Consider the following 17,222-nt stretch of genomic DNA (forward strand, 5'->3'; position numbering starts at 1 on the left):
AATCATTGAAATCTGAACCATGAATGAGGCGAATCACCATGAAATATCTCCTGGACAGCCATACTCATACCATCGCCAGCGGACATGCCTACTGCACCGTGCTGGAGATGGCCCGCGCCGCCGCCGACCGGGGGCTGGAGCTGCTGTGCATCACCGACCACGCCCCCGCCATGGAGGGCACCACCTGCCGGGACTACTTTGCCAATCTGGGGGTCATCGACCGGGAGCTCTTCGGCGTGCAGATCCGGATGGGCGTGGAGCTCAATCTGCTGGACACCGAGGGCACCGTGGACCTGGACGAGCCCCTCCTGCGCCGCACCGATATGGCCATCGTCAGCCTGCACACCAAGTGCATCCCCACCGGCGGCACCGCCGAGGGCTATACCAACGGCCTCTTGCAGGCCATGAAGAACCCCTATGTGAACATCATCGGCCATCCTGACGACGGCCGCTATCCCCTGGACTATCCCACCCTGGTCCGCGCCGCCGCCGACGCGGGGGTGCTGCTGGAGGTCAACAACAGCTCCCTCACCCCCGGCGGCTTCCGGGTCAACGGCCCGCTCCACTGCGCCGAGATGCTCCGGGAGTGCAAAAAGCAGGGGGTCCCCGTGGTGGTGGGGAGTGACGCCCACTTTGTCTCCTACGTGGGCAATCACCAGTACGCCGACGCCCTCTTCCAGGAGCTGGACTTCCCCGAGGAGCTGGTCATGAACCGGGACAGCGCCGCTTTCCTCGCCTTCCTGAAGGCCCGCCGCGCCCGCTGAGATGGAGGCCTATTATTTCCGCCAGCTGGACAAGTACGGCCAGAGCGTCTACCACGCCATCCAGGAGGGGCTCACCGCCCTGAGTCCCTCCTTTCCGGTCCCCCGGATGGAGGGGAAGGAGCTCAGTGAGGTCCTCTTCCGCCTGCGGCTGGACCGCCCGGAGCTCTTCTATGTCACCGGCTTTTCCTACCGGGTGCACCCCCAGGCCGCCAGTGTGGATTTCATTCCCCAGTACCTCTTTGACAAGGGGAAGATCCGGGAGCACCAGCGGGCCCTGTCCGCCCGGGTGACCAAGCTGGCCCGTCCGGCCCAGTCCATGACCGACGGGGAGAAGGAGCGCTATGTCCACGACTTCATCTGCCAGAACGTGCGCTATGACAAGCTGAAAAAGCCCTATTCTCACGAGATCCTGGGCCCTCTGGGCCAGGGGGTGGGGGTGTGCGAGGGGATGGCCAAGTCGGTCAAGGCCCTGTGCGACGCCCTGGGGCTCTGGTGCATCGTGGTGGTCTCCCACGCCGCCCCTGAGCAGGGAATCCGCTACCGCCACGCCTGGAACATCCTGCGTCTGGGGGGAAGCTATTACCACCTGGACGCCACCTTTGACCGCACCCTGAGCGGGGAGGGGCCCATCCGCTACGACTATTTCAATCTGGATGACCGGCGCATCTTCCGGGACCACCAGCCCCTGGTCTACCCCGCGCCCTCCTGCACCGACGGGGACGCCTTCTACTACCGGGTGCAGAAGCGCTCCTTTACCCGCGTGGAAGAGGTGGTCCGGCGGGGGGAGCAGGCCCTGCGCAAGAAGCAGCCCCTCCTCTTCCACTGGCGGGGCGGGGCACTCACCCGGGGCGTGCTGGAGGAGCTCCTCCCCCCGCTGGAGGAGGCCGCCCGGGCCCGGAGCCGCTATGTCCAGGTCCGGGTCAACTGGCCCCAGGCCGTGCTCCACATCACCTTTCCCGACCAGCCCCCCGAGCAGACCTGTACCACCGAGGAGGCCAACGAGGGGGAGGCCCTTGCCGCATCCGAGCCTTCTGAGGCGTAACGCGGGGGGACCTCCCCCCCTGCGTTCTATTCCAAAAAATAACACTTGCATCTGGGATTTGGCTATGCTATAATGGCGCAGAAATGAGCAGAGGAGGAATTTCTTCCCTACCCATTCTTTTTTACGCCATTAGTTAGCATCTACTAACCGCTTCGTGATGGCACGATACCCACCCGGCCTTCTGTCCGGTGGATACCGTGCTTTTTTATGCCCAGCAGTTAGCTATTGCTAACCTTCAGGAGGAATGTACCATCAAAGCAAAGCACATCACCCTTTTTCTGGCCCTCGCCCTGGCGCTGCTCTCCGTCGTGTCCCTCTTCGTGGGGGTCATCGACCTGGACGCCGCCGCCCTGCTGCGGGGCGACCTGGAGCATCTCCAGCTCTTTCTCATCTCCCGCCTTCCCCGGCTCATGGCCATCCTGTGCACCGGCGTGGGGATGAGCGTGGCGGGACTCATCATGCAGAATCTCTGCCGGAACAAGTTTGTCTCCCCCACCACCGGGGCCACCATCTCTTCCGCCCAGTTCGGCATCCTGCTGGCCCTGCTCTTCCTGCCCAACTCCACCCTCTGGAGCCGGGCCCTCTTCGCCTTCTGCACCGCCACCCTGGGCACCTGGATCTTCGTGTGGTTCATCCAGCGGGTCCAGTTCAAGGACGTGGTCATGGTCCCGCTGGTGGGCATCATGTTCGGCAACATCATCGGCGGCGTCACCAGCTATCTGGCCTACCAGTATGAGCTGACCCAGGCCCTCTCCTCCTGGCTGGTGGGGCACTTCTCCCTGGTGCTCCGGGGGAGGTATGAGCTGGTCTACCTGACCCTCCCCCTGGTGGCCCTGGCCTTTCTCTTTGCCAACCACTTCAACATCGTGGGAATGGGCCGGGACATGTCCCACAACCTGGGAGTCCCCTACCGCCTGGTGCTCTTTCTGGGGCTGACCCTGTCCGCCCTCATCACGGCCAGCGTGGTGGTGGTCGTGGGGTCCATCTCCTACATCGGTCTCATCGTCCCCAACGTGGTGGCCATGTTCAAGGGGGACAAGATCCAGGGCACCCTGGTGGACACCGCCCTGTTCGGCGCCCTCTTCGTGCTGGTCTGCGACCTCATCGGACGGGTGGTCCTCTTCCCCTATGAGCTCCCCATTGAGCTGATCTCAGGTATCCTGGGCAGCCTCCTCTTTGTGCTTCTGCTCTTCTACCGCCTGCGCCACGGGCAGAAGGCCATCCGCCTGGGCGGGAATCCCGGCAGCGGATGCTGCTCTCCCCTCCCGGAAGGAGGTGAGGGCTGATGCACACCGCCGCCTACCGCGCCAATGTGCGCAAGCTGGTCCTGCTGGCCGGCCTGGCCGCTCTGGCGGCCCTGGCCTACCTGCTGGTGGAGGTCTCCCTGGAGCACACCCGTCTCTTCCAGTACGCCATGAAGCTCCGCCTCCCCAAGCTGGCGGCCATGGTGGTCACCGCCTTTGCCATCGGCGGAGCCTCCATCGTCTTTCAGTCCATCATCCAGAATACCATCGTCACCCCCTGCCTGCTGGGCATGAACGCCCTGTATACCCTCATCCACACCGCGGTGGTCTTTTTTGCCGGTTCGGGCAGCCTGCTGGCCCGGAATGCCAACCTGTCCTTTGCCGCAGACCTGCTCATCATGGGGGTGGTGGCCACTCTGATTTACAGCGTGCTCTTCCAGAAGACCAACCACAACATTCTCTATGTCCTGCTCATCGGCACCGTGCTCAGCTCCTTCTTCTCCAGCATCCAGACCACCCTCACCCGTGTGATGGACCCCAATGAGTACGACAGCCTCCTCACCACCCTGGTGGCCAGCTTCAGCAACATCAACGGGAGCATTCTGGCCTTCTCGGTGCTCCTGCTGGCCCTGCTGGTCCTGGTCTTGCGCCGGGAGCTGGCCCTGCTGGATGTGCTCACCCTGGGAAAGGACCAGGCCATCAACCTGGGGGTGGACTACGACAAGTGCGTCCGGCGGCTGCTGCTGGGCGTGACCCTCTCCATCGCCGTGGCCACCGCCCTGGTGGGCCCCATCTCCTTCCTGGGCCTCATCATCGCCAACCTCTCCCGCCAGCTTCTCAAGACCTACCGCCATGCCCACCTAATCCTGGGTGCCGCCCTTCTGGGCACGGCGGTGCTGGTGGGGGGACAGCTCCTGGTGGAGCATGTCTACACCTACGCCATCCCCGTCAGCGTGTTCATCACCGTGGGGGGCGGCGTGTACTTCCTCTATCTTCTGCTGACCGACAGGAGGGTCTGAAACCATGTTGATCAAAGAACTGACCAAGCGATACGGGGAGAAGACCGTGGTGGATTCCATCAGCTTCTCCCTGCCCAAGGGGGCGGTCATCTCCCTCATCGGCCCCAACGGCGCGGGAAAATCCACCGTGCTCAATATGCTCTCCCGCCTCATCGCCCGGGACAGCGGCCTGGTGGAGCTGGGCGGCCGGGACATCACCAGCTGGAAAAACAAGGAGCTGGCCAAGCACCTGGCCATCCTGACCCAGAGCAACAACGTACAGATGAAGCTCACCGTGCGGGAGCTGGTCTCCTTCGGCCGCTTCCCCTACTCGGGCAGCCGCCTCACCGGGGAGGACCAGGCCATCGTGGACCGGGCCATCGCCTACATGGAGTTGGAGGAGTTCCAGGACCGCTTCATCGACGAGCTCTCAGGCGGCCAGCGCCAGCGGGCCTACATCGCCATGGTGATCGCCCAGGACACCGAGTACATCCTCCTGGATGAGCCCACCAACAACCTGGACATCTACCACGCCACCAACCTCATGAAGATCGTCCGCCGCCTGTGCGACGAGCTGGGCAAGACCGTGATCCTCGTGCTCCACGAGATCAACTATGCCGCCTTCTACTCCGACTACATCTGCGCCTTCAAGGACGGCAGGATCGCCAAGTTCGGCACCGTCGCCGAGGTCATGACCAAGGAGACCCTCTCCGACATCTACCGGGTCCAATTTGAGATCATGGAGGTGGAGGGGCGTCCCCTGTCCATCTACTACTAAATTTCCATATTGAAACACTGCAAAGGAGCGTATATCCCATGAAGATTCTTCCCACCCTCGCCCTCACCCTTCTCCTCGGCCTGGGCCTCACCGCCTGCGGCACCGCCGCCGCCCCCACCTCCACGCCCTCCGCCCAGCCCGAGGGCGAGCCCTCCACCGTGACCATCCAGACCCTGAACGGCGACAAGGAGACCGTGGAGCTGGAGGTCCCCTACGATCCCCAGCGCCTGGCCGTGCTGGACATGGCCTCCCTGGACATTCTGGACGCCCTGGGCGTGGGCGACCGGGTGGTGGGCAGCGCCGACACCACCCTGGAATACCTCCAGTCCTACATCAACAGCGACTCCGTGGCCCCTCTGGGCACCATCAAGGAGGCCGATCTGGAGGCGGTCATGGCCTGTGAGCCCGACCTCATCTTCATCGGCGGCCGTCTGGCCAGCAGCTACCAGGCTCTGAGTGAGATCGCCCCCGTGGTCTACCTGTCCACCGACACCCAGCTGGGCGTGGTGGAGAGCGTGCGCCGCAACGCCTCCACCGTCGCCTCTCTCTTCGGTCTGGAGGCGCGGGCCGAGGAGCTCCTGTCCGGCTTTGACGCGCGCATCCAGACTCTGTCCGAGTTTGCCGCCGGAAAGACCGCCATCATCGGCATGTGCACCAGCGGCAGCTTCAACGTGCTGGGAGACGATGGCCGCTGCTCCCTCATCGGCCGGGAGGTGGGCTTCACCAACGTCGGCGTAGACGAGGCCGCCGCCACCTCCACCCACGGCAATGAGGCCTCCTTTGAGTTCGTGCTCCAGCAGAATCCGGAGTATCTCTTCGTCCTGGACAAGGACGCCGCCATCGCCGCCGAGGGCGCCAAGCTGGCCCAGGACATTGTGGAGAACGAGCTGGTCATGGGCACCCAGGCCTATCAGGACGGCCACATCGTCTACCTGGCCCATCCAGCCGTGTGGTACACCGCCGAGGGCGGCATCACCGCGCTGGACTGGATGCTTCAGGACCTGGAGTCCCTCCTGCCCGCGCAGACCGCCGCGTAATTTTCCCCTTCCCCATACGCTCCGGCCCGGCCGCGCAATGCGCCGGGCCGGAGTTTCATTTTCAACTGGAAAAATGACTCTTGTATATGTTATAATATAAAAATATCCATTTATACAGGAGGACCCCATGCGATATTATGTAGCGCCGCTGGAGGGATTGACGGGCACGATCTTCCGCCGCATCCACCACCGCTATTTTCCCGGCGCGGACAAGTACTACACCCCCTTTCTCTCCCCCAGCCATGACCATGTCTTTACCAAGCGGGAGAAACGGGAGATCCTGCCGGAATATAATGAGGGCCTGCCCGTGGTGCCCCAGCTTCTGACCCGCCGGGCGGAGGACTTTCTCTGGGCCGCCAACCGCCTGTTCGAGATGGGCTATCCGGAGGTCAACCTCAACCTGGGCTGTCCCTCGGGCACCGTCACCGCCAAGGGGAAGGGTTCGGGCTTTCTGGCCTTTCCCGAGGAGCTGGACGCCTTTCTGGCAGAAATCTTTGCCGGGGCGCAGGGCCCGGTCTCCATCAAGACCCGGCTGGGCATCCGGGACCCTGAGGAGTTCTGGCCAATTCTGGAGTGCTACAACCGCTATCCGGTGTACGAGCTCACCGTCCATCTCCGGGTGCAGAAGGATATGTACCGCCACCCCGTCCGGGGGGAGTATCTGGCCCCCATCCTGGCACAAAGCCGCAATCCGGTCTGCTATAACGGGGATCTGATCCGTCCGGGGGACCTCTCGGCTCTGACCAACTCCTTCCCCGGGCTGGAGGCCGTGATGATCGGCCGGGGCCTGATGGCCGACCCCGCCCTCATCTCGGTGCTCCAGGGCGGCAAGCCTCTGGAGCGCGCGACCCTGCGCGCCTTCCACGACGCCCTCTACGAGGCCTATGCCCAGGCCTTTGACAGCCGCCGCAACGCCATGCTGCGCATGAAGGAGCTCTGGTTCTATCTGATCCACCGCTTCGAGGGGGCCGAGCGCTATGGCAAACAGCTCCGGAAGGCCTCCGACCCCCGGGATTTTGAGGCCGCTGTGGAGCGCATCTTCACCGAGCTCCCCCTCCGGCCGGAGACCGTGCCGGGATGGTAGGCGCGGAAAAGAGCTGGTGGGTCTACATCCTTCTCTGTGCCGACGGGACACTGTACACCGGCATGACCGACGACATCCCCCGCCGCCTGCGCGCCCATAATACGGGCCGGGGCGCCAAATACACCCGGGGCCGCCGCCCCGTCCTTCTGGTCTATCGGGAGCGCTGTGCCAGCCGCTCCCAGGCCCTCCGGCGGGAGGCCGCCCTCAAGCGGCTCAGCCGGAGCCAAAAATGGGATCTCATTCAGACGAATCGGAATGAATTGGAGGGTATGCATACCATGGAAGAAAAACAGGTACGCTTTTTCCCGGCGGATGTGCGCTGCTCCGTCCCCCTGGGAAGCACGCTGATGGAGGCCTGCCGCGCGGCCGGTCTCTGGCTGGACAGCCCCTGCGGCGGAAATGGAACCTGCGGCAAGTGCCGTGTGGAGCTCCGCCGGGGCACCGAATGGGTCTCGGTCCTGGCCTGTCAGACCCCGGTCACCGAGGATCTGGAAGTCCGCCTGCCCCAGGAATCCGGAGGGCTGCACATCCTCACCGACGGAGCCGGGCGGCGCATCGCAGCCGACCCCCTGGTCCGCTGGTATCCGGTCTCCCTTGCGGACTGCCGCCGCAGCCGCAGCCTGTGGGAGGGCTTCTCCCAGGCCCTCCATACCGCCTTTGGGATCACCCCCGCTGTCCCCTCCCCCGCGGTGCTGGGGGAGCTGGCCCGGTATCTGGCGGAGGAGACCGCCCAGGTCTGGGCCCTTCTGTCCGGGGAGACCCTTTTGGCGCTGCGCGCCGATCCCCCCGCCCCCCTGCTGCTGGCCTTTGACCTGGGCACCACCACCCTGGCCGGCTACCTGCTGGACGGTGTGACCGGGGAGACGCTGGCGGTGGGGAGTGACCGCAATCCCCAGGCCTCCTTCGGCGCCGACGTGATTGCCCGCATCGACGCGGCCCGGGAGCTGGGCCCCGCTCCCCTGCGGGAGGCCCTGCTCCAGACCCTCTCCCGTATGACCGCGGAGATGGCCGCCCGGGCCGGCCGCCCGGCGGAGGAGATCGTCCTCACCGTCCTGGCCGGAAACACCTGTATGCACCACCTGGCCCTGGGCCTCTCCCCCGCCTCCCTGGGCCTGGCCCCCTACCTGCCCGTCCTGCGGGAGCCCCTACTCCTCCCGGCCGCCGGGTGGAATCTCCCCGTCCACCCCGCCGGACAGGTGGCCATGCTTCCCAACCTGGCGGGCTTCGTGGGGGCGGACACCGCCGCCTGCCTCCTCGCCGGGGACTTTGTCCGCCGGGAGGAACTCACCCTGCTCCTGGACATCGGCACCAACGGCGAGCTGGTACTGGGCAACCGGGAACGGCGGATCACCTGCTCCACGGCGGCCGGTCCCGCCTTTGAGGGGGCCAAGATCCGCTGCGGCATGCGGGGCGCCGAAGGGGCCATCGACCACGTCTATCTGGAGGACGGACGCCTGGTCTGTCATGTCATCGGAGAGGGCGCGGCCCGGGGCATCTGCGGCTCCGGCCTGCTGGACGCCGTGGCCGCCCTGCTGGACGGCGGGGTCCTGGACGAGTCGGGCTGCCTGCTGGAGCCCGAAGAGCTCTCCGATCCCCGGCTGGCCGCCTGCCTCACCGAGGTGGACGGGGCCTCCGCTGTTCTCCTGGCTCCGGCCCCGGAGCCGGGCGGGGAGCCGGTGGTCCTCACCCAGAAGGACATCCGGGAGCTCCAGCTGGCCAAGGGGGCCATTGCCGCCGGCATCCATCTGCTGGCCCAGGCCTACGGCGCCGAGCTGGAGGACATCCAGACGGTACTCATCGCCGGGGCCTTCGGCAACTTCATGCGCCCGGAGAGCGCCTGCCGCATCGGCCTCATCCCGCCCCAGCTGCTGGGGAAGATCCGCCCCGTGGGCAACGCCGCGGGAGAGGGGGCCTGTCTGGCCGCCCTCAGCTGGGCGGAGTATGCCCGGTGCGCCTCCCTGGCCTCCGGGACGGAGTATCTGGAGCTGGCCCAGCACCCCGGCTTCTCCACCTGTTACATGGAAGAGATGGCTTTCCCGGAAGGTTAGGCTTACCTCTGGTAAATGTGCAACGTTTTTTAATGTAAAATAAAAAATTTTTATTCAATATTGATATTTGCCAAAATATGAGTTATGATACTTAATGGGAGCCATCCCAATTTGATATAGTGATATGAAGAATTCGTATCATCCCGCCCTGACGGACCGGTACGAGAGAGGAAGACGGCATGTCCAGAACGAATTACAGTGCCTACATGGCCATAAAAAACAAGATCATGGAGATTTTCCGTACGGAAACCTTCGAAAAAAACAAGCTGCCTTCGGAAGCCGCACTGGCCAGCCGACTGGGGATCAGTCTTGTGACCCTGCGGGAGTCGCTGATGATGCTGGCTCTGGAGGGCTATATCACCAAGCGGCACGGCTCGGGCAACTATGTCCACCCCAGTACGCTGGACTATGAGAACCGCAGCTATTACTTCACCGAATATCTGAAAAAAGAGGGCTATCAGACCGCCATCAAGCTGCTCTCTCAGGAGTGGCGTCCCGCCGACGAGGAGGCCCGCAAGATGCTCCGTCTGGAGGAGGGGGACCGGGTGCTGGTCAACCGTCTGGTCTATCTGGCCGACGATCACCCGGCGGTCTACACCATGGGCATGATGCCGGAAAAGCTCCTCATCCGCACCGATGTGGAGGAGATGTCCTTTGCCTATATCCACGTGCTCATCCGGGATTATATGGGCCGGGATGTGGCCCACGCCCTCAACGAGTATGTCCCCATGGGCGTGCCCGACGAGCTGGTGGACATTTTCAAGGTCCCCAAGGGTACCCCCATCGACAGCAGCCACCAGGTCTTCTATGACATCGGGGATGAGCCGGTGGTCTACAACACCCACTACTTCAACCCCGACTACTACCGTCTGCGCACCCTGCAGAACTGGGATCTGGGCCGGTGATCCCCCCTCTTGCCAACCGCCGTCAAATGCGCTAGAATGGAGTCATTCATACTGGTATGACAGGAGGAACTTCCCATGAAAGCGTACGACACCATTCACAAGGAAGAGCTGGAGGTAGACCGCCAGGGTCTCATCGACCTGATGCTCAACAACCGTCAGGTGGACCTCTATCTCCCCGAGAAAAAGACCGATGAGGACGGCTACCTCACCTGGGACGTGGAGCACTGGAGCACGGTGGACGGCCGGCGCTTCATCCGCTGCTATTCCCTGGAAGGCCGGGTCCTGCGGGACTCCACCGCCCACAACAAGTACGATCTGGACAACTCCTTCTTCCCCGAGCAGGCCAAGGAAGTCAAGATCAGCTGATTCACCCAAAAAGGCCCCGGCGCTGACGCGCCGGGGCCTTTCGTTGTCTCTGGATTTCGGATTGCTGTCAGATTACAGCACGATGGCGTTGACCGCTTCGATCAGATCCACCACCGCAGAGCGGGGGATGAGGGAGACCGGCTCCCCGTCGATGACGGCCAGACAGTTCTCCCCGTCATAGCGGTAGAGCTGGATCTGCACGCTGGGGTGGACCTCACTGTCCAGGTAGACCGTCAGGGCGATCTCCTCCTTCTGGGTGGGCTCCTCCTGAGTGAAGCTGTCGGCAGTCAGTCCCTCCAGGGCCGATTGCAGGTCCGCCACGTCCACTTCCTCCTCGCCGAAGTGGAAGGTCTTGTCCTCTCCGCTTCCCTCGGAAGTCAGGTTGTAGACCGAGCCCTCCAGGGTGATGTCCAGACCGGTCACCTGGGTAAAGTCCGCCGTCAGCGCCTCTTTGTGCCGCAGGTCATCATATCCGGCCGCGATCAGCTTCTCATAGCTCTCGCCGGTGATCTGATAGACGATCTCAGAGTCTCCCACCCGGGCATAGGCGGTGATCTCCTCTTCCTCGTCCTCCTCCGACGCGGTGTCGTTCTCGGCCGCAGCCCGCTCCTCGGGAGAGCGGCTGATGTGGAGGGTAAAGGTCTGGCTCTCGCCCTCCTCATCCTCCTCCGGCGTGTACGTGACGGTGACCGTCAGCTCCGGTGCATCCAGTCCGTACTGGGACAGATCCTCCGTCCCGGCCTGATAGGTCATATAGTTATCCAGGGTCAGATTCTCGATCCCGCTGAGATAGCTCTCCACCAGGTTGGTGTCCAGGGGCTTGAGGTCCTCCCCCTCCTGCCGGAAGTAGACGTCCTCGCTGCAATAGGTGTAGGGGCTCTCCTCCGAGTACTCCTGATAGACCACCTGGTAGGAGTCCGCGCCCTCAAACTGAATGCCCGTGACCTGGCCGAACGAGGGGGTCTCATCGTTGGCGATCATGTCGCGGATGGTAATTTCGTAGTCTTCCATGGGATCGTCCTCTACCAGGTAGACGTTGCCGTCCCCGGTGGAGAGATAGCGCTGGGAGTCCATGGTGCTGTAATTGCCCAGCTTGATCTCATAGTCCTCCTCCCCGGCGGAGAGGTGGATGGTGCAGACCGGATTGTCCAGCCCATACTGGCTGTAATCGGTGACTTCCTCGATGATGAAGGCCGCCTCCAGCGCCTGGAAGGGCTCCAGCAGCTCCTGGATCTTCTCCTCACTCACCGGGAAGGCCGCGTCCTCGTCGTACTGCCAGGTCTCATCCTTGTGGAAGGCCAGGCTCTCCGATTCGTATTCCCAGGAGAGGGCATCCACCGTCTCGGGGTCGATCTCCAGGACGATCTCGCCGCTGTTGCGGATCTCCTCCTGCCGCTCCTCGTGCTTCACCACGGCGAAGGCGGCGATGCAGACCACCACCAGAACGCCCAGCAGCACATAGAGCCGTTTAGCCCGCTTCATGTTGCTCCCTCCTTCTCTTCACAATGACGCAGACGCCAATGCCCAGGTAGCCCAGGGGGAATACGCCGATCATCAGGGTCTTGAGCAGCGACGCGGTGGAGTCGCTGATGGACAGATAGTTATAGTTCAGGGATTTGCTGCGGATGGCCATGGCCTCGCTCTCTCCGATCAGGGAGGACAGGGCGTTCATAGCCAGATCCGAGTTGGATCCGGAGGAGAGGGCGTTGTACATATCGTCCAGGAAGGCCGCCGAGGAGAACCAGACGATCTGTCCCTCATTGGAGCAGTCGATGGAGAGGCCCACGGCAAAGGGACCGTCCACGTCGCCCTCCTCCTTCTCATAGCTGGTGAGCTGATAGCCCGCGCTCTTGCTGAAGGCCTCCTCCGAGGTGGAGAGCAGCACCGTGACCGCGCTGCCCGCCGTCTCATCCACCGTCATGCCCTGCGAGATGGGCATGTTGGGATAGTAGTGCTCCTCCATGAGGGGGTCGGTGATGGCATGGCTGGACATCTCGGGGAGAAGGACGTAGGGATAGCCGGTATAGTGCTCCCGGTCTCCCTCCACCACGATGCCCTCGGTGGTGCTCACTCCGTAGTCGGAGAGCAGGCTGTACAGATTGCTCAGGGAACCCTCTTCAGTGGGGCCGGCCATGACCAGCAGCTTTCCGCCCGCTTCCGCGTAGCTGGAGAGCATCTCCACCTCCTGCTCGATCTGCTCCTGGAAATTGTCGGGCAGAGCCTGCTCGCCATGTCCCTCCACCACATACAGCTGGGGGAGATCCTCGGTGACCACATAGTCGATGACAGAGGTGATGGCACCCTCACCGTCAAAGGAGGTGTTGTAGGAGTAGGAGTAGATATCGGGCTCCTGGACGTAGATGTCGTCGTACCCGATGAAGCGGCTGCGCTCCCCGCACTCCACCACGAGGCTGTTGTTCTGCACCGTCTCGCTGGTGTACTGCTCGGCAAAGGTGGGATAGACGTCGGGATTCTTCTTGACCACCGTGATGTGGTCGGAGAGGCTGTCATATTTGTTCAGGAGGGTCTCGATCACATCGTCCTCCTCGCCGGACTGGACGATCCAGTAGATGGTCACGTCCTCCTCCAGCGCATTGACCACCACCTTGGTGTTGCTGGTGATGGAGTAGAGCTTGCTGGCGCTGATGTCATATTTCGTCAGATTGGCCGGCAGGGCCGAGACCAGGATATTCAGTGCGATCAGGATGGCCAGCACCACCGCGGTGGCGATGAGCGAATAGGAGCCTCCCTGGAAGGCGATGCGGTTTCTCTCCGCCCGTCCCCCGTCAGAAAGGAGTTTCCAGCGTTTCATCAATGATACCTCCTTTTCTCCAGGGACTGGACCGACAGGAACAGGAAAAAGACGATGACCGACAGGTAATAGACGATGGCGGTCAGGTCAAAGACGCCGCTGACAAAGGTATTGAACCGCTCAAAGAAGGACAGCTGCCGCATGATGTTTGGCAGGAGTCCTTCAAAGGCCTCCGGGTCCACAAAGCCCGTGATGCAGATGGCGGCCAGCAGCACAAAGGCGACGGCGTAGGCCAGATACTCGTTCCGGGTCAGATACCGGATCAGCGCACCCAGGGCCAGCACCAGGACGCCCAGGGCGATCACCGTGCCGGCGGCCGTGGAGGAGACATACTCCGAGAGGCTCACGCTGTAATAGTTGAACAGGATCACGGCGATCCCGATTCCGGCCGCCAGGCCCTGGTTATCGGTCAGGGAGGAGATAAATACGCCCAGCGCCACCAGGGCCGCGCCCATGATGAAGATGGCCACCAGGGACCCGTAGGAGGTGGGCAGGTATACATCGCCAAACTGGGCGAAGATGATCGGATAGATGGAAATGACGGCCAGGGGGATCAGATAGACCGCCAGCAGGGCCAGATATTTCCCCAAAATCACCTGGGTGGTGGTGATGGGGAGGGAGTAGAGGAGCTGATCGGTCTTCTGCTTGCGCTCCTCGGCAATGACCCGCATGGTCAGGATGGGCACGATGACCACAAAGACGATGCTGCCGAAGCTGAGCACATATTCGAAATTGCTCACCGCCGCCTGCAAATTGTACAGCATGGCGCCGAAGCCCACGATGGCCAGCAGAAATGCGCCGAACACATAGGCGGTGAAGGAGTGGAAATAGCTTCTCAATTCATGCTTTAAAACGGCTGTCATGCGCCTTCTCCCTCCTGTTCCTCCGTGGTCTCTCCGGCCGGTGTCTGGTCGGCCGGGTCTCCGTTTTCAGTCAGCTCCAGGAAGATGTCCTCCAGGCTGGCCCGTTTCAGCGTCAGCTCCAGCAGGGCCTGGGCGATCCCGACCCGCTGCTTGTAGCCCTTGGACAGGGCGGAGATGCGCCGGTTCTTGACCTCAGCGATCCGGACCTGCTCGATCACCGCCTGGATCTGGCGCTCCAGCTCGGCGCCCCGGAGCCCCTTGGCCTCTCCCACGAAGCGCAGGTACTCCGCCGGCGTCTCGTTCATGTAGAGGGGGGGCTGTTCGGGCAGATAGCCGATCAGCTTCTTGGCCTGATCGGCGTCCTCGAACAGATCGAATCCGCCCACTTCCACACGGCCGGAAGTGGCCGACAGACAGCCTGTCATCATATTCATCGTGGTACTCTTTCCCGCGCCGTTGGGCCCCAGGAATCCATACACATGGCCCTCGTCGATCTCAAAAGACAGATCGTCCACCTCCAGGAAATCGCCGTAGTACTTTGTCAAGTGCTCGACCTTGATCATGGAGGAACCTCCTCGCTTGTTATTCTCGGCCTGCGGACGGCCCCCGTCCGCGGGCCTGTCTAGTATACTCCGCCGTCCTAAAGTGAACCTAAAGAAACCGGGATGGCCCCAAAAAATACGCCCCCTTCCCGGATCAGACCCGGAAGGGGGGTAAAACAAAAAAGCGGACCAGCAAAAGGCTGGTCTGCTCCGTCTAGCAATAAAGTGCATTCCTGCCATACTAGGTACAAAAGCCTCGCAGAGTTCTGCCATCCGCAGACGGCAGAAAAAAGTCCAATCGTGTTTTCCGGCGGCGTGTACGTCGGAAAACACACTTCTCAGGACGCAAGTGTGCGAACCGGGAACCCAAACAAAGCCCAGCGAAGTGGGTTTGTTTGGGAGAGGAGGGGCAAGGGAGCGGAGTGAACCCTGGCCGTTAGGCCGGGGCGAACGGTGCGGACTTTGACCCGACGAAGTGCGCGCGGCGTCCTGCATCCCCTCTCAAAAATGCAAGCATTTTTGAGAGGCGTGTCGAAAAACTTCGACACGCAAAAAAGAGCGGACCAGCAAAAGGCTGGTCCGCTCTCAAATCGTTCCGATTAGTCGGTCACGAAGGGCAGCAGGGCGATCTGACGGGCGCGCTTGATGGCCTCGGTCAGCTGGCGCTGATGCATCGCGCAGGTGCCGGTGGTACGGCGGGGCAGGATCTTGGAACGCTCAGACAGGAAACGGCGCAGCTTGGCCGCGTCCTTGTAGTCGATGTGCTCCACCTTGTCCACACAGAAGGTGCAGACCTTGCGGCGCTTGCGGCCGCGGGGACGCTCTCTATCCATAGCCATGGTACAGTACTCCTTTCAACGATGCTTCCGCAAGAGCCGGAGCGCTTTCGCGGAGCGGAATGGCGCTTAACGCCAAGCCGGAAGAACCGGCTGAACTGCAAAACAGTCGCTCCTCAGAAGGGGAGCTCGCCGTCGTCGTCGGACAGGTCGGCGAACTGGTCGCCGCCGCTGAGCGGCGCGGCATAAGCGGGCGCGGACGGCGCCGGGGCGCTGTATCCACCGTAAGCCGGCGGCGGGGGCGCATAGCCGCCGCCCTCGGCATCCCGCTTGGAGTCGCCAAAGTAGACATTGTCGGCCACGACCTCGGCGCTGCGGCGCTTGTTCCCGTCTTTGTCGGTCCAGTCGCGCAGCTGGAGGCGGCCCTCCACCACGGCCAGGCGGCCCTTGGTGAAGAAGCGGGAGACGAACTCAGCCGTCTGCCGCCAGGCCACGATATCGATGAAATCGGTGGCCTTTTCGCCGGTGGTCTTGTCTTTGAAATCCCGGTCCACCGCCAGGGAGAAGGAGGCCACAGGGGTCCCCGTCTGGGTGTGGCGGAGCTCAGGATCCCGGGTCAGGCGACCCATGAGGATAATGCGATTCAGCATGGAAGCGCCTCCTTACTCATCCTTGCAGATGATCATGGAGCGCATCACGCCGTCGGTAATGCGGAAGATTCGGTCCAGCTCCTGGGGGAAGGCGGGAGCGGAGCTAAAGGTCATCAGGACATAGTAGCCCTCGTTCAGGTCGTTGATGGGATAGGCCAGATGGCGCTTGCCCCACTCGTCAACCTCGGCCAGAGTGCCGTTGTTCTCGACCAGAGTCTTGAACTTCGCCACCAGAGCGGCGGTAGCCTCCTCGCCCAGGTTGGGATCGAGGATGTAGACGGCCTCGTAGTTCGCATTCAGCTTTGCCATTTTCGTTGCACCTCCTTATGGACATATGGCCCCCGTATCATGCGGGGGCAAGGATGTGCTTGTTTTCTAAACAAGCCTTTTTATTATATCGGATTTTCCGGGAAAGTCAAGCCCCTTTCCCCATTTTCTGCAAAGATTTCTTTCCGGCTTTATTGCGGTTCCAGGTACTCGGACGGGACCTCTCCGATTACATGGTCATCATTGAACACCAGGATATCGCCGGATTGATACGCCTCCCCATAGACGGTCTCCCCTTTTTCCAGCTTCTGGGGGAACAGCATCCGGATCAGATCGTCCCCGCCTTGGACTGTCAGCATACTTCCGCGATAGCTTTCATTTACATACCGTTTTACGGCCACCGTTTCTTTGACGGTGTACACCTGCTCATAGGACGTGCTGTTTTGCTCATAGTACGCATGCTCCGCATATCCGTGCACGGCAAATACCGGAACGATCAAAATCAGACAGGAGAGCAGGCTGAAGAGCACACTGCTTCCCGTTTTTGGTGTCTGATACGACTTGCGGAAGAACACCGCGAACAGCAGGGACAGCACAACTGCAGCCAGGATCGACCACAGAAAAACGGCGTTTTTATGGATCGTCAGGGTACCCAGGGTTTCCAAGCTGACACTCTCGAGCCATCGCTGCGACAGACAGAGGCTCTGCTTGAACACGCTGGTGGCGAACGCCCCAAACACCAGGAAGAGCACGCCGGGGAGCAGAAGATAGACTCTCTTGGTGGCGACGGCTTTCGAGATGGACACAAAGAAGGTATAGATCCCCCCGATGACCGTCAGAAATGTGGTGATCGTAAAGAGGAGTACATACATCTCCGTGACGATATGATAGATTCCGCCGATGGCAATGAGAATGGCCGCCAAGATGACATATACAGGGATGATATAGACAAAAATCATACTCTCTCCCCCTTTTTGTACCTTACATGCATTTTAGCACATCAAAGCGTGAATGACAAGCAGAGAACCCCTCCCGTAGTTTGCTGC

18 protein-coding genes are annotated in these 17,222 nt (G+C 62.0%); 10 read left to right on the forward strand and 8 right to left on the reverse strand.

What is annotated here, in order from left to right:
- Nucleotides 1-38: 38 nt before the first annotated feature.
- The 10 genes from H8S34_RS06650 to H8S34_RS06695 all read left to right on the forward strand — a co-directional run bounded on the left by H8S34_RS06650 (nt 39) and on the right by H8S34_RS06695 (nt 10,266).
- The gene (locus H8S34_RS06650) at nt 39-764 is read left to right on the forward strand and encodes a phosphatase (protein WP_101691867.1); all 726 of its coding nucleotides are present in this window, start codon (nt 39-41) and stop codon (nt 762-764) included.
- 1 nt (nt 765) lies between these two features.
- Complete coding sequence (locus H8S34_RS06655; protein ID WP_101691866.1) at nt 766-1,806, forward strand: transglutaminase domain-containing protein; 1,041 nt, start codon at nt 766-768, stop codon at nt 1,804-1,806.
- A gap of 188 nt (nt 1,807-1,994) precedes the next feature.
- Nucleotides 1,995-3,092 (forward strand): ABC transporter permease, encoded by a 1,098-nt coding sequence (locus H8S34_RS06660; RefSeq protein WP_366485728.1) that lies wholly within the window; start codon nt 1,995-1,997, stop codon nt 3,090-3,092.
- The gene (locus tag H8S34_RS06665) at nt 3,092-4,069 is read left to right on the forward strand and encodes an iron chelate uptake ABC transporter family permease subunit (protein ID WP_186963386.1); all 978 of its coding nucleotides are present in this window, start codon (nt 3,092-3,094) and stop codon (nt 4,067-4,069) included. The genes H8S34_RS06660 and H8S34_RS06665 overlap by 1 nt, the downstream gene beginning before the upstream one ends.
- Nucleotides 4,070-4,073: 4 nt before the next feature.
- Complete coding sequence (locus H8S34_RS06670) at nt 4,074-4,826, forward strand: iron ABC transporter ATP-binding protein (RefSeq protein ID WP_101691864.1); 753 nt, start codon at nt 4,074-4,076, stop codon at nt 4,824-4,826.
- Between the two features lie 38 nt (nt 4,827-4,864).
- Nucleotides 4,865-5,863: a siderophore ABC transporter substrate-binding protein gene (locus tag H8S34_RS06675; protein WP_186963387.1), complete on the forward strand. Its 999-nt coding sequence runs from the start codon at nt 4,865-4,867 to the stop codon at nt 5,861-5,863.
- 127 nt (nt 5,864-5,990) lie between these two features.
- A complete protein-coding gene (locus tag H8S34_RS06680; protein ID WP_186963389.1) occupies nt 5,991-6,947 on the forward strand; it encodes a tRNA dihydrouridine synthase in 957 nt (318 codons plus the stop codon).
- A complete protein-coding gene (locus H8S34_RS06685) occupies nt 6,941-8,995 on the forward strand; it encodes an ASKHA domain-containing protein (RefSeq protein WP_186963390.1) in 2,055 nt (684 codons plus the stop codon). The genes H8S34_RS06680 and H8S34_RS06685 overlap by 7 nt, the downstream gene beginning before the upstream one ends.
- A gap of 179 nt (nt 8,996-9,174) precedes the next feature.
- Nucleotides 9,175-9,900, forward strand: a complete 726-nt coding sequence (locus H8S34_RS06690) for a GntR family transcriptional regulator (RefSeq protein ID WP_101691860.1) — start codon at nt 9,175-9,177, stop codon at nt 9,898-9,900.
- Nucleotides 9,901-9,975: 75 nt separating this feature from the next.
- Complete coding sequence (locus H8S34_RS06695) at nt 9,976-10,266, forward strand: hypothetical protein (protein WP_101691859.1); 291 nt, start codon at nt 9,976-9,978, stop codon at nt 10,264-10,266.
- A 72-nt stretch (nt 10,267-10,338) separates the two neighbouring features.
- Here H8S34_RS06695 and H8S34_RS06700 read toward each other — a convergent pair whose 3' ends face one another.
- The 8 genes from H8S34_RS06700 to H8S34_RS06735 all read right to left on the reverse strand — a co-directional run bounded on the left by H8S34_RS06700 (nt 10,339) and on the right by H8S34_RS06735 (nt 17,135).
- Nucleotides 10,339-11,748: a DUF4340 domain-containing protein gene (locus tag H8S34_RS06700; protein WP_186963393.1), complete on the reverse strand. Its 1,410-nt coding sequence runs from the start codon at nt 11,746-11,748 to the stop codon at nt 10,339-10,341.
- Nucleotides 11,735-13,078, reverse strand: coding sequence for a DUF7088 domain-containing protein (locus H8S34_RS06705; protein ID WP_186963394.1), 1,344 nt, complete (start codon nt 13,076-13,078; stop codon nt 11,735-11,737). Before H8S34_RS06705 ends, H8S34_RS06700 begins: the two co-directional genes overlap by 14 nt.
- Nucleotides 13,078-13,941 carry an ABC transporter permease gene (locus H8S34_RS06710; RefSeq protein ID WP_186963396.1) on the reverse strand — a complete coding sequence of 288 codons (864 nt, stop codon included), beginning with the start codon at nt 13,939-13,941 and terminating at the stop codon, nt 13,078-13,080. The genes H8S34_RS06705 and H8S34_RS06710 overlap by 1 nt, the downstream gene beginning before the upstream one ends.
- The gene (locus tag H8S34_RS06715; RefSeq protein WP_243207940.1) at nt 13,938-14,504 is read right to left on the reverse strand and encodes an ABC transporter ATP-binding protein; all 567 of its coding nucleotides are present in this window, start codon (nt 14,502-14,504) and stop codon (nt 13,938-13,940) included. The genes H8S34_RS06710 and H8S34_RS06715 overlap by 4 nt, the downstream gene beginning before the upstream one ends.
- Nucleotides 14,505-15,082: 578 nt before the next feature.
- On the reverse strand, nt 15,083-15,322 hold the full coding sequence (gene rpsR / locus H8S34_RS06720) for a 30S ribosomal protein S18 (RefSeq protein ID WP_087238992.1): 240 nt from the start codon (nt 15,320-15,322) through the stop codon (nt 15,083-15,085).
- Between the two features lie 113 nt (nt 15,323-15,435).
- Entirely contained in the window at nt 15,436-15,909 is a 474-nt protein-coding gene (locus tag H8S34_RS06725; RefSeq protein ID WP_101691856.1) for a single-stranded DNA-binding protein, read from the reverse strand.
- Nucleotides 15,910-15,921: 12 nt separating this feature from the next.
- Nucleotides 15,922-16,218 (reverse strand): 30S ribosomal protein S6, encoded by a 297-nt coding sequence (gene rpsF / locus H8S34_RS06730; protein ID WP_101691855.1) that lies wholly within the window; start codon nt 16,216-16,218, stop codon nt 15,922-15,924.
- Between the two features lie 149 nt (nt 16,219-16,367).
- Nucleotides 16,368-17,135, reverse strand: a complete 768-nt coding sequence (locus H8S34_RS06735) for a hypothetical protein (protein WP_186963398.1) — start codon at nt 17,133-17,135, stop codon at nt 16,368-16,370.
- Nucleotides 17,136-17,222: the final 87 nt, after the last annotated feature.

The sequence above is a fragment of the Pseudoflavonifractor hominis genome (assembly GCF_014288125.1).
Lineage (GTDB): Bacteria > Bacillota > Clostridia > Oscillospirales > Oscillospiraceae > Pseudoflavonifractor_A > Pseudoflavonifractor_A gallinarum.